We start from the raw sequence: 12701 nt of genomic DNA on the forward strand, positions 1-12701 counted from the left end.
CCGGTCACGCAACCTTGAAGTCGTTCCAGCGCTTGTTCATGTAGGCCGCCTCGTCCATCAGCGTGTTCCAGCACGAGATGTTCTTGACCCGCTCGAGGAAGGAGCCGCCATCGCGCACCGTACCCGTCTTCTCCATCGGAGTGCCGTAGGGGTCCTTGACTTCATCCGGCGCCGGCTTGCCGTCGTACCAGTAGTCCCATTCGGCGGCGGTGAGGAACGGCTTGGCGGTGGACGGCACCGGGCTGTAGTAGCCGTAGCGGGCGACGAAAGCGCCCTGCCAGCCGGTGTAGTACCAATTCATATACTCGTAGGCCGCTTCAAGCTTCTTGCCGGTGAGGTGCTTCATCAAGCCCATCCCGTTGCACCAGCCGCGATAGCCTTCCTTGTCGCCCTTTTTGTTGACCGGCGCGTAGACGCAAGGGATCTCCTTGACGCGAACCGCGGCAACCGCTGGCGACCACATCGACTGGATGATCACCTCGCCGGCCGCCATGAGCTGCACGGATTGGTCGAATGTGGTCCAGGTGGCGCGGAAATGCCCCGACTTCTTCAGCTCGATCAGCTTGTCGATAGTGAAGTCGATCTCTTCCTTGGTCATGTTTCCCTTGTTGCCGTACTTGATCAGGTCGGCACTCTCGAAACACAGGGCGGCGTCCATGATCCCGATCGCCGGCACGTCGAGGATCGCCGCCTTGCCCTTGAACTTCGGGTCGATCAGTTCCTTCCACTCGGTAACCGGATGGCCGATCAGATCAGGACGGTAGCCGATCGAATCCGCATTGTAGACTTGCGGCAGGAATGTCGCCCATTCGGTGACGCCGTCGTGGAGATCGGTCGCGTCGGGCGTCTCGATATACATCGCTTCGTACGGCGAAATGCCCTGGCGCGACACCACTGCGCCGTCGATCTCACCCTTGGTGAAGATCGGCAGGATATTATCGAACTCCTTGGTCTTGTTGATTTCGATGCCTTGGATCACGCCGCGTTTGGCGGCGAGCTTGGCCTGCCAGCCTTCGAGGTCGGCGATATCGACCGAATTCGGCTGGGTGATGAAGCGGTTGATGGCAGCGGAGGTGTCGAGATTCTGCATCGTCACTTTCAAGCCGAGATCCTTGGCCGCCTGGTCGCCGATCGCCTTGACGACCGAGTACGAAACGCCGACGTGGCGCAGTTCGATGTCCTTGATCTCCTGGGCCCAGATCGTCGGAAAACCGCCGATCGCTCCGGACCCTACGGCGGCCCCGGCAGCAGCCGCGCTGCCTTTGAGAAACTTTCTTCTTGTCAGTGTATTCGTCGGCTCTTTCACCTGTTTCATGGTCAAACCCTTCCCCTGCATGCCGAGCCTGTTGTCGGCAATCCACATTCTTCGATGTCCGGCTTTATGCTGGAGGGTAGGATATATTTTTTGCGCAGCCCGCCAAATTAGAAGTGAAAATTCCAATTATAAGCAGGGCAAATCTGCCGCCGATATGCGCACCGGCAAGCGCCGTTCTCCCAAAACATATGCAAAAGCGCAGATTCCCTACTCTTTCCTGCCAGAATATTCAGCAAGTTGGCAATTCCCGTAGCGCGCAGACTCGCAGCCACCGGGCGAAAAATAATTTCAAGGCACGTTCACCGTGATCTGGACGAACGGAGGGGACCGTGAGGGAGCCGCAATATCAAAGAGAGGATGTCCGCTCAAGCGAGCTCTGCCGAAAAGGAGCCGCCCGATTGTGCCCCCAATCTCTCCGCGATTAGCCTCGATGGCCGCGCTCTATCGAGAAAAACCGTGTTGCGCGCCACTTGCCGGCTACGGCCGAGGCCCGCCGGCGCGCCGGTATTCGGATTGACATCGAACTTCGGAAAATTGCTCGAAGAGATATCCAGCCGCAGCCGATGGCCGGCACGGAACAGATTGGCAGTCGCAAACAGCTCGATGCGAAGCCGCATGATCTCTCCAGGCTTCACGAGTTCGGCTCTTTCGAATGAACGCCGGAAGCGGCAGCGGAAAATCCCGTCGGTCAGGTTCAGGGCAAAGCCCGTCGGATAGTCGGCGCTCGGTGGATAGACGTCGATCAGTTTCGCCGTGAAGTCGGTGTCGGGTGCATCGGTCGCCGCCCAGAGCTCCACCTCTACCCGTCCGAGCACGGTCAAATCGTCGGCAAGCGGCTCGGTCTCGAAGGAGAGGACATCGAGACGGGCGGAAAGCGGCAAGCCGAAATTGCGGCAGCCGAAGAACCTCTTGTCCTCTCTCTGGTCGAAGCCGCCGCCGGCGAAGATCGGCTGACCGCTGGTCAGCGCGCCGCCGATGGTCGGGACCGGATCGGCGGGATCGAAATCATAGCTCAGCGCGACGGCGTCGGGCGCAGGAAAGACCTCCGAGAGCCTGCCGTTGGGGTGCAGATAATAGCTTTGCTCCGTCACGTTCGGCAGCGGCCACCGCTTGCCTTTGATCCAGCGCCCGCCGTGATCGAGACGGCCCGTTTCATTTTTCGTGCCCTTTCCCCCGCCCATGACAAAAAGACGGATCGGCTCCTCGTCGAGATCGTCCTCCAACCCGCTCTTCAGCCAGCGATCGAACCAACGGCGACGAAACTCCAGCCAGCTTGCCGCCACATTGCCGCCGAGCGGAGCGTTCGGTCCGAAATCGACGTCGCCGGCAAAGGTCAGATTGCGGTCGCCGTGCAAGCCCGGACCCATGATCAAGGCGAGCGGCCGTTTCGCGTTTCGGGCAAGGCCAGCCAAATTCTCGAACGTCGTCGGGACATAGACGTCGAACCAGCTCGACATCAGGGCGATCGGAATGTTGGGAATATCGTCGTAGAAGCCCGCCGCATGAATGCCGACCTGCTTCCAGAAACCGTCGAATGTCTCGTGCCGCCACTGCTCGAGCAGATAGGCCTCGTATTCAGGAGCCCAGCGGAGCGGCGAACGGCCCTCCGACCACGGCATTTTGCCGAACCAGCGATGCAGGTTTTCCGCTTCGAGCGCCTTTAGGGCAAGCTCGTCGCCGGCGGCAACGGCGCTCTCGCGAGCTTCCCGATAGGCCCAAGTCGCCTGTTTCAGCTCGAATGCGCCGCCTTGGCGAATGCCGCAGGTGAATGCGTTAGAGAACCCGCCGGAATCGAGGATCATGGTTGCAAGAGCGGGCGGCGCAAGGCACGCCGCCGCCATTTGGGTATGCGCAGCATAGGAAAGGCCCATGGTGCCGATCCGGCCATTGCACCAGGGCTGGGCTGCGATCCATGCAAGCGTGTCGTAGCCGTCCGGACCTTCGGAGCGATATTTGACGAACTCGCCTTCCGAGCCGTAGCGGCCGCGGCAGTCCTGGTAGACGACGATGTAGCCATGGCGCACGAATTGCTCGGCGACCGTCGCGCGAGCCATCGGTTCGGTCATGCCGACCTCGAGCTCAGCGCGCGACGCCATCGCCTTGCCATAAGGCGTCCGCTCAACGATGACGGGAGCTGGCCGGTCCAGCGCGCGGCCTCCCCTTGCCGGTCGGTAGACGTCGGTCGCCAGTCTTACCCCATCGCGCATCGTCACCATGATATCGCGGCAGAGGACCATGTCATCGGTCACGGACTGGAACGCCTGGAGGTCGGTCATCTCTAAAAATTCCAAGGCGTTCAGGCGGCGGCGTCATTGAGGTGGCATGCGCTCTTGTGTCCGGCAGCAACCACCTTCAGTCGGGGCGCTTCGGTGCGGCAACGAGGCATCGCGTGCGGGCAGCGCGGGTGGAAATGACATCCGCTCGGCGGCGAGAGCGGGCTCGGCAATTCACCCTTGATCGCGGCAAAGCCGCGTTTGGTGGTTTCGATCCGCGGCACCTCGGCGAGAAGCGCTTGCGTGTAGGGGTGGTTGGCCCGTGCAAAGATCTCCTCGGCCGGAGCCTCTTCGACAATGCGGCCGAGATACATGATCGCCACCCGATCGGAGATGTGCTCGACCACTCCGAGATCGTGGCTGATGAACAAGTAAGTGAGGTTCAGCCTCTCGCGCAGGTCCATGAAGAGATTGAGGATTTGCGCTTGGATCGAGACGTCCAAAGCGGCAACGGCCTCATCGCAGACGAGAAATTCCGGCTGCACGGCGAGCGCGCGCGCAATGCCGATCCGCTGCCGCTGGCCGCCGCTGAACTGATGCGGAAAGCGGTGTTTTAGCGCCGGATCGAGACCGGCACGCCGGAACTGTTGATCGACAAAAGTACCGAGATCGCCCTCAACCAGCCCGTGTACGCGCGGCGCCTCGCTGACGATATCGGCCGCTTTGCGGCGCGGATTGAGCGAGGCGTAGGGATTCTGGAATATCATCTGCACGCGCAGCTTGGCCTCACGCCGTTCGAGCGGCGGAAGCGCCTTCAAGTCCTTGCCGCGCCATGATACCGATCCCTTGCTGGGCGCCACGATGCCGGCGACGATCCGGCCCAGTGTGGACTTGCCGCATCCCGACTCGCCAACGAGGCCCAGAACCTCGCCCCTGCGAACGGCGAGGCTGACACCGTCGATCGCCTGCACGCTTGCCGTCGGTTTGGCGAGTTTGAATGAGATCGCCAAACGGGCCGCGAGATCCGGCCGCGTGCCGAAGCTGTGAGAAATCTCGTTCAGCTCGATCAGCGGCGCCATCCCGCTAGAACCCGCTGAGGAGCTTTGAATGTCTGCCGCAACCGGAGTGGAGGGGATCATACGCGGAACTCCGGCAAGGGATGAACGCAGCGGTGCTCGCGCGGGCCAGCAGTGAGCAGAGGCACCGCCTGGGCACACGCCGCGTCGGCGCGCGCGCAGCGCGGGGCGAAAGCGCATCCGGCCGGCAGCCGCGCAACACTGGGCGCCATTCCCGGGATCTGCCGAAGCCGCTCGCCACGCCGGTTGCGGCTGGGAACGGAGTCGATCAGACCGGCGGTATAAGGGTGCAACGGACGGGCGAGAACGTCCGACACCGGGCCGGATTCGACGATGCGGCCCGCATACATCACGGCGATCCGGTCGGCGAGCCGCGAGACGACGGCGAGATCATGCGTGATCCAGATCAGCGACGTGTTGTTCTGCGCCACGAGCTTTTGCATCTCGGCGAGAATCTGTGCCTGGATCGTCACATCGAGCGCGGTGGTTGGCTCGTCGGCGATGATGAAGTCCGGCCGGTGCAGCAGCGCAATAGCGATAACGACGCGCTGGCGCATGCCGCCGGAAAACTGATGCGGATAGGCCTGCAGCCGCTCATCCGGACTCGGGATCCCGACCATGCCGAGCGCGTCGCGCGCCCGCGCCCTGGCGTCCATGCGCGAGACGTTTTCATGCGCCTGCACCGCCTCGATCATCTGCGTGTCGATGCGCAGGACCGGGTTCAGCGTCATCATCGGATCCTGGAAGATCATCGCCATGCGGCGCCCGCGCAGCGCTCGCATCTCCTCGCGGCTGGAGCGGGTGATGTCGCGGCCGTCGAAGACGATCTGGCCGCCGACGATCGTGCCTGGCGGATCGACAAGGCCGATGATGGAAAAGCCGGTGACCGATTTGCCGGACCCGCTTTCACCGACGAGACCCAGAACCTCGCCGCGCGCGACGCTGAACGAGACGCCGTCGACGGCTTTTGCTTGTCCGAAATGGGTCCTGAGATCGCGGACTTCGAGCACGGTCGCATTCATTCGCGCCCCCGCGGGTTGAGCACGTCGCGGAGCCGATCACCTACGAGGTTGATCGCAACCACGGTAATCAGCAGCGCCACGCCGGGATAGAAACTGATCCACGTCATGCCGGAGAGCATGTACTGATAGCCGTTGGCGACCAGCAGGCCGAGACTGGGCTCGGTGATCGGCACACCGAGGCCAAGGAAGGACAAGGTCGCCTCCAGCGAGATGGCGCGCGCCACCTGTACCGTCGCGATCACGATCAGCGGCGGCAGGCAGTTGGGCAGAAGATGGACGAACAGGATGCGCCATCGCGGAATGGCGAGCGACTCTGCCGCCTCCATGTATTCCTTGCGCCGCTCCACCAGCGCCGTGCCGCGCGCGGCACGTGCATAAGTCGCCCATTCGACGATCACCAGCGCGAGTACGACGTTGAGGATTCCCTTGCCGAGAAAGGCGAGGATCATCAGTGCAACGAGAATGGAGGGGAAGGAGAGTTGCAAATCGACGATGCGCATGATCGCCGTCTCGGTCCGACCGCCGACATAGGCGGCGAGCAGGCCTAAAGAGGCGCCGAACAGCGCGGCGAAAAGCGCCGAGCTGACGCCGACGCCGAGCGATATGCGCAGGCCGTAGATGATGCCGGAAAGCATGTCACGACCCTGGTCGTCGGTGCCGAGCCAGAAAATCATGCCCGTCATCGATTGCGAGCCGGGCGGCAGGCGGCTGTCCATGATGTCGAGCTGGTTGAGGTCGTAGGGATTTTGCGGCGCTATAAGCGGCGCGAGCAGCGCCAGCCCGATGATCGCGGTCAGCAGCACGAAACCGGCAATGGCGGCAGGCGAGCGGAAGAACGCCCGCACGAGCACTCGAAACGGCGCCTCTTCACCCTTCTCGGCCTCGGTAGGCATCGGTGGCGGCAAGGTGTCGACGCTCATGTCACGGTCCCTCGCCCTGGAGCCGCACCCGCGGGTCGAGTGCCGTATAGGTCAGGTCGACGACGAGATTGATGATGACGAAGAAGGCGACGATCGCCATCAGGTATGCGGTGATGATCGGACGGTCGAGCACGTTGATGCTGTCGATGATCAACTTGCCCATGCCAGGCCAGCTGAACACGCTTTCGGTGACGACCGAGAAGGCGACGATAGAGCCGAATTCCAGGCCGATGATGGTCACCACCGGGATCATGATGTTCTTCGAGACGTGGACGCCGATCACGCGCGTTTCCCTGAGGCCCTTGGCCCGCGCGAACTTGACGAAATCGAGCGGCAGGACTTCGGCGACGCCGGCGCGCGTCAGGCGCAGAATGAGGCAGGCGTCAAACAAGGCGAGGTTCACCGCCGGCAGGATCAGGTGGGCAAGGCCGTCTTTGGTCAGGAACGCCCATTGGACACCGAACAGTTCGGCGGTCTGGCCGCGCCCGCCGCTCGGCAACCAGCCGAGCTGCACGCCGAAAAACATGATCAGCACCAGCCCGACCCAGAAGGTCGGCAACGAGAAGCCGAGGATGCTGACGGTCATGATGACGCGGCTCAAGATGCCATCCGGCCGCAGTCCGGCATAAAGCCCGAGCGGCACGCCGACGACGATGGCAATGAGGATGGCAGAGACGGCCAGTTCGAGTGTTGCCGGCAGTCGCTGCAGGATCACCCTGATCGCCGGCTCGTTGTAGACGTAACTCTCGCCAAGGTCCCCATGCAGCGCTGCCCAGAGGAAGCGGAGGTACTGCTGCCAAAGCGGCAGGTCGAGCCCGAGTGCCTGGACGACGCGCGCGCGCTCGATCTGATCGGCGTCGGGCGAGATCAAAATGTCGACGGGGTCGCCGATGACGTTGATCGCGATGAAGACGATAACCGTCATGGCGAACATGACCATCACAGCCTGGAGCAGCCGGCGCGCGACGGCTGCGGTCATGGCATCGCTCCGCAGCCTGATTGCCGGAAAGGGTCGCCGGTCGTCTGTGCGCGGCACATCACGCCGGCACCGCCATCGCCATGCCGTCGCGCTGCGGATCGGCGCCGCCGCGGCAAATTCCGTCTTCGATCTGGATGCCGTGGAGGGCGGCAAAAGCGTAACTTTGCCAGGAGCGCTTCACCTCGTAGCCCCGGCCCTCGATTTCTTCAGTGACATAGCGCGGAATGCGATTGGAGACGTCGATTGTGTTCGACACCGCCACGATCCTCGGGGCGGCCACCGCTTCCGACATGCTCATATCGAAATCAATGAGATTCATCAGCCCCTGCGCCATGGACGGCGCGATATAGCTGCCGCCGGGCGCTCCCATGACGATCACCGGCCGGTCGTCCTTGAATACGATTGTGGGAGCCGCAGAGCTGGCGCGCCGCTTGCCGGGAGCCAGCGATCCGGCCCGGCCCGGCCTTGGGTCGAAGCGGCTCATCGTTCCGTTGTACATGAATCCCAGGCCATCGGTGATCGCCCCCGAGGGACTGCCCAGCGTGTGGGTCAAGGCGACGGCATTGCCCTCACGGTCGACCACCGAAATATGGGTCGTGTCGCGCGGCGACCGGTCATCGACGCGCTCGATCCTGGCGCGCAGCCCGGCCTTGATCTCGGCGGCGAGCCCGCTGCAATAGTCGCGGGACAGCAGCCGCGCGACCGGCACGTCGACATAGGCAGGATCGCCGAGATGGCGGTCCTTGTCGATGGTCATGCGCTTCATCGCCTCCGCCAGCAGGACGATGTGCTCGGCACCGTCATGCTCCATGGCTCCGACATCAAAATGCTCGAGGATGTGGAGCAATTGCAGCATGGATATGCCGCTGGCGGGCGGCGGGCTGGTCGCGATATCGTAGCCACGATACTCGCCCCAGAGCGGTTGCGCGGTGGATAGCTCATAGCGCGCCAGATCATCCTTCCCGATAAGGCCGCCGTTGGCGGCCATGTCGGCGGCGATTTCTTCGGCGATCTCGCCCTTGTAGAAAATGTCCGGACCGGCGGCCGCGATGCGCTCGAGCGTTTGGGCGAGGTCGGTGTTGACGACGACGTCGCCTGGCAGCTTGACCGCGCCGTCCGGGCGAAAATAGATGGCGCGCCCCGTGTTGCTGAAGCGCAGCTTGTCAAGGGTCCGCACTTCGCCGGTATCTACGCCGTCCTGGGCCCAGTACCAATGGACATGCGGGCGGACCATAAAGCCGCGCCTCGCCTGCTTGGCGGCGGGTGCGACGACGTCGGCCCATTCAAAAGTGCCGTATCTCGCCAGCGCCTCGGCATAGCCCTTGACACTGCCCGGCGTGCAGACGGCGAGATAGCCGATCTCGCTGATGCCGCCTTCCAGCAGAAAGGCGAAGCCGTCGCGCGACTGGCCGACCAGAAGGTCGCTCCACATTTCAGGCGACGCTTTGAGCGGCGCCCTGGCGTAGAATTCTAGCACCTCGTGCACGCCGCGTCGCGGCATATAGACCTGCATCGAGCCAAAGCCCCCGATGCCGGCCATTTGAGGGTCGACGACGCCTTGCATGAAAGCGCAGGCGATCGCCGCATCGACGGCGTTGCCGCCGCGTTTGAGCACCAGAGCGCCCGCCTCGACCGCCTCCGGCTGCGGCGCAACGATCATTGCATTCATCTTGATGCGTTCCGTCGTTCCTTGAGCGCCTGGGCCAGGAAATCCTTGACCCGATCGAGAACCGCGTCGCGTTCGTGGGCTACCCCGGGCAGCAAATCAAAGCGTACGCGCACACCCGCTTCCTCGAACGATCGACACAACGTCCTGAGGCGCTCCGGCCTCGTTTGTCCTGCATCGTTGGCGCCTGGCATCCAATGGGTGCTGCCCTGGGCGTGCGTGATTTCCCAGGTCTCCAGGTCGGCATCGCCGACGATCATCTGGACAGGCACTTTTGCCAGCGCGGCGGCGTCGAAGGTGATGCCGAACTTCTCCGGCAGGTCGCGAATGCCCACCCACCAGTCCCGCGTGCGATCGAGCAGGGTCACCGATCCCGGTGCGCCGATCGACGCCGCCCATAGCCTGTCGGGATGAAGGATGGCGAAGCGATGGGTGAAATGCCCGCCGCCGGAAAATCCGAACATAGCGAAGCGGGTCCAGTCCTGACGGTATTTCGCGACGACTTCTTCGACTATCGCGAGCAGCACCTGATCGTAGCGGATGTCGCCCTCGATCATGTATTTGTATCCGCTGCGGGCATCGTCGCCGAGAACGCCCATTGGAAACACCGGGCACAAAATGGCGCAGTCGTTCCAGCGTCCGAACTCGGCGAACGCATCACGGAAACCCAGGAACGAGGTGCGGCCGGTACCATGGACGGCCACCAGCAGGTCGACTTGGGTGCCTTCCCCAACCGCGGGCGGTACATACAGGCAATAGTGGAAACGTGGGTCCGATTTGGAAGCAAAGATGGCGGTCGCGCCAAGATCGTATGTAGCGCGACCGCGATCCGCAACAGATCCCGTGGCGATGCTCGTCAAGTCTACACCTCCTCAGACAATCTTGGCGTTCATGGCCAGCGTATACTGGTCGGCCCGCGTCGTGAACTGAAGGTCCTTTCGGGCAGCCACGACGAGAACCTCATGGTGCAGCGGAATCAGGGCGACGTCGTTGAAGACGATGTCGCTGAGCTCCGAGAGCATCATTTCGCGTTTGGTGTCGTCCAGCGTCCGCTTCGCCACAGCCAGTTTGGCATCGAGATCGGGATTGGAGTAGCGGCCCGAATTGGCGATGCCCATACCGGCGTCCGGATTCTGCGTCCCGACCAGAGCTGTCATTGGGTTCGAGGTTTCGCCTGTGTTGACGCCCCAGGAGTCCAGATTGACGCTGAACTCATGGGCATCCGCCTTGTCGGCATAAACCGACCAGGGCATGACCTCGACGCTGACTTCCAGGCCGATGCGAGAGAACATCTGGGCCACGGCCTGCACGATCTTCGAATCGTTGACGATACGATCATTGGGCCCGTGGATCGTCAGGCGGAAGCCATCGGGGTAGCCGGCCTCGGCAAGCAGGGCCGTGGCTTTTGCAGCGTCGAATGGAACGGGTTTGATAGCAGCCGAGGTGCCCGGGGCGCCGGCGGGCAGAAACTGTGAAGCGACAATGGCATTGCCCTGCATCAAGCGCTCGACAATGGCGCTGCGGTCGATCGCCATGGACAGCGCCTGCCGCACACGCAGATCCTTCAGCGGGTTGCGGTCGAGCGGCTTGCCATCCTTGCCGCTGATGAAGGGCGTCACGTCCCTGAACGTGTCCAGCGAGAAGAAGACCACCCGGCTCGATACGCCGCGGATGATGTGAAAGCGCTCGTCTTGTTCGACGCGGGCAACACCCTCGTAGGGCACCTGTTCGACGAGATCGAGATCGCCGGCGAGCAGGTTGGCAAGCCGCGCGCCGGCATCGGTGACGATGCGGAGCTCGACGTCCGGCAAAGCAGGCCTCGGTCCCCAGTAGTTGGGATTGGCGGAAAGCGCGACACCGTTGCCGGAAACATATTCCTTCAGCACATAGGGGCCAGTTCCGATCGCCGCGGTGCCGTTGTTGAACTGATCGCTCGGGGTATCCTTGAACTTGGCGCGGATGATGCGAATGCGACTGAGCGAATTGGGCAGAAGCGGCTCCGGCTGCTTGGTTTCGATGAGAAGCTTGCCGGTTTGGGGCGAGGTGATCGACTTGATGTTGCGCGTGTAGGTCCGGAACGACGCCGTGCTGTCGATGGTGTTGGCCCGGTCGAATGAAACGACGATGTCGTCTACGGTGAGCGGCTCACCGTCGCTGAAGCGCACGTCTGGGCGCAGGTCGAACTCCCAATGGGTGTCGTCGACCGCGCGCCAAGCCGTCGCCAGCCCCGGTCTGGAGATCGACTTTTCGTCGTTGGTGACAAGCGTGTCGTAGACATGGGTGGCGAGCGCGTTGTTCGGCGCATTGCTCTTCAGATGCGGGTCTAGCGTCGTCGGCGGAGCAGCCATGCCGATCCGCAATTGGCCGGTTGCCGCTGCCTGGACCAGCCCCGTCCAGCTAATGCCTTGCAAGACGGCGGCACCGCCGAGCGCCCATTGCATCAGCGCACGGCGCGATATTGTCCGGTTCATCATTGGTTTTCTCCGTGTCCACTCTGGATAGTTCCATCGGAGGAGTTCTTTTCCGCTGCCGCTTGCCATGATCGAGCCCAGCTTGGGATCCGCTGATGGTGCCGGCCTCCTTCCTGACAGCGAGTGAAACGAAAGCTTCACTATTTGTCAACACAGATAAACCATCGTTTCACTAGACGATACAAATTTTCTCGTTTAACCTCCTGCACGAGACGCTTTGCCGAGGAAGTGAGAAATGACCGATCAAGCAGATACCCGGTACACGGTCGATTCCGTCGATCGCGCGATCAGTTTGTTGCAGACAGTGGCCGGCGAGGCAGATCTTGGCGTTTCCGAAATCGCGCGGCGTTCCGGCGACAGCAAGGCGCGCGCTTTCCGGCTTTTGCAGACGCTGGTGCGGCGCGGCTTGCTGGCGCGATCATTGGATGGAAAAGGCTATCGCCTCGGCCTCGCTGCATTGATGCTGGGCCACGCCGCCAGCGAACAGATGGACCTGATCCGCATAGCAAACCCTGTTCTGGAAGAACTCGGTCAGAAGATCGGCGAAACCACCCAGTTGCGGATCCGCGATGACCAGGAAAGCCTTTGCGTCGCCAAATGGGAGCCGAAGCGGGACCTTCGCGTCAATGCGATTGTCGGCCGGCGGCGTCCGCTACATGCCGGTTCGAGCAAGGCGTTCCTGGCCCATATGGGTGATGAGGAGCGCGAGGCCATTCTTTCCGGCTCGTTGAAGCGCTTCACCAAGAAAACGGTGACCGATCCTCGGCTTCTTAGGGGCGGGCTCGAGCAAATCCGCAAGGCGAAGTTTTTCGTCAGTCGCGGCGAGATCAACGACGATCTGATTTCGATCACCGCACCGGTGTTCGTGGCGCCGGGTAAGATAATCGCGGCGCTGAACATCGCTGCCCCGGAAAACCGGGTGCCGGAAGAGCGTATAAGCGAACTGGGCGACATGGTGGCCCGGGCCGCCCATCGTATTTCCGCCGCCCTTGGCTTCCGCTCGCCGGCTGCCAATGACATAGCGAGTTGAACTGGTGCC

General features: G+C 62.5%; 10 protein-coding genes. 1 reads left to right on the forward strand and 9 read right to left on the reverse strand.

All coding sequences use genetic code 11. The features are described from left to right. Positions 1-4 precede the first annotated feature (4 nt). From AC0L3D_RS10220 to AC0L3D_RS10260, 9 genes are all read right to left on the reverse strand, one after another. Complete coding sequence (locus AC0L3D_RS10220) at positions 5-1315, reverse strand: ABC transporter substrate-binding protein (RefSeq protein WP_473644158.1); 1311 nt, start codon at positions 1313-1315, stop codon at positions 5-7. 365 nt (positions 1316-1680) lie between these two features. After that, entirely contained in the window at positions 1681-3591 is a 1911-nt protein-coding gene (locus AC0L3D_RS10225) for a CocE/NonD family hydrolase (protein WP_473644131.1), read from the reverse strand. A 20-nt stretch (positions 3592-3611) separates the two neighbouring features. Next, on the reverse strand, positions 3612-4607 hold the full coding sequence (locus AC0L3D_RS10230; protein ID WP_091597380.1) for an ABC transporter ATP-binding protein: 996 nt from the start codon (positions 4605-4607) through the stop codon (positions 3612-3614). 56 nt (positions 4608-4663) lie between these two features. Next, on the reverse strand, positions 4664-5626 hold the full coding sequence (locus tag AC0L3D_RS10235) for an ABC transporter ATP-binding protein (RefSeq protein ID WP_091597382.1): 963 nt from the start codon (positions 5624-5626) through the stop codon (positions 4664-4666). Beyond that, complete coding sequence (locus AC0L3D_RS10240) at positions 5623-6546, reverse strand: ABC transporter permease (protein ID WP_413468470.1); 924 nt, start codon at positions 6544-6546, stop codon at positions 5623-5625. Before AC0L3D_RS10240 ends, AC0L3D_RS10235 begins: the two co-directional genes overlap by 4 nt. A 1-nt stretch (position 6547) precedes the next feature. After that, positions 6548-7525, reverse strand: a complete 978-nt coding sequence (locus AC0L3D_RS10245; protein WP_091597385.1) for an ABC transporter permease — start codon at positions 7523-7525, stop codon at positions 6548-6550. Between the two features lie 58 nt (positions 7526-7583). Then, positions 7584-9194 carry a gamma-glutamyltransferase gene (gene ggt / locus AC0L3D_RS10250; RefSeq protein ID WP_023800417.1) on the reverse strand — a complete coding sequence of 537 codons (1611 nt, stop codon included), beginning with the start codon at positions 9192-9194 and terminating at the stop codon, positions 7584-7586. Beyond that, complete coding sequence (locus tag AC0L3D_RS10255; protein WP_473644132.1) at positions 9191-10051, reverse strand: alpha/beta hydrolase; 861 nt, start codon at positions 10049-10051, stop codon at positions 9191-9193. The genes ggt and AC0L3D_RS10255 overlap by 4 nt, the downstream gene beginning before the upstream one ends. Positions 10052-10063: 12 nt before the next feature. Continuing rightward, a complete protein-coding gene (locus AC0L3D_RS10260; protein ID WP_473644134.1) occupies positions 10064-11665 on the reverse strand; it encodes an ABC transporter substrate-binding protein in 1602 nt (533 codons plus the stop codon). Between the two features lie 232 nt (positions 11666-11897). On the opposite strand from AC0L3D_RS10260, the gene AC0L3D_RS10265 reads away from it, so the two are divergent. Beyond that, a complete protein-coding gene (locus AC0L3D_RS10265; RefSeq protein WP_473644136.1) occupies positions 11898-12692 on the forward strand; it encodes an IclR family transcriptional regulator in 795 nt (264 codons plus the stop codon). Positions 12693-12701: the final 9 nt, after the last annotated feature.

The organism is Mesorhizobium sp. WSM4837, from assembly GCF_055811435.1.

What these genes read in the sequence shown, in the direction of transcription:
- AC0L3D_RS10220 (WP_473644158.1), bottom strand. Translation starts at nt 1,315, where the DNA reads ATGAAACAGGTGAAAGAGCCGACGAATACACTGACAAGAAGAAAGTTT.
- AC0L3D_RS10225 (WP_473644131.1), bottom strand. Translation starts at nt 3,591, where the DNA reads ATGACCGACCTCCAGGCGTTCCAGTCCGTGACCGATGACATGGTCCTC.
- AC0L3D_RS10230 (WP_091597380.1), bottom strand. Translation starts at nt 4,607, where the DNA reads ATGGCGCCGCTGATCGAGCTGAACGAGATTTCTCACAGCTTCGGCACG.
- AC0L3D_RS10235 (WP_091597382.1), bottom strand. Translation starts at nt 5,626, where the DNA reads ATGAATGCGACCGTGCTCGAAGTCCGCGATCTCAGGACCCATTTCGGA.
- AC0L3D_RS10240 (WP_413468470.1), bottom strand. Translation starts at nt 6,546, where the DNA reads ATGAGCGTCGACACCTTGCCGCCACCGATGCCTACCGAGGCCGAGAAG.
- AC0L3D_RS10245 (WP_091597385.1), bottom strand. Translation starts at nt 7,525, where the DNA reads ATGACCGCAGCCGTCGCGCGCCGGCTGCTCCAGGCTGTGATGGTCATG.
- ggt (WP_023800417.1), bottom strand. Translation starts at nt 9,194, where the DNA reads ATGAATGCAATGATCGTTGCGCCGCAGCCGGAGGCGGTCGAGGCGGGC.
- AC0L3D_RS10260 (WP_473644134.1), bottom strand. Translation starts at nt 11,665, where the DNA reads ATGATGAACCGGACAATATCGCGCCGTGCGCTGATGCAATGGGCGCTC.
- AC0L3D_RS10265 (WP_473644136.1), top strand. Translation starts at nt 11,898, where the DNA reads ATGACCGATCAAGCAGATACCCGGTACACGGTCGATTCCGTCGATCGC.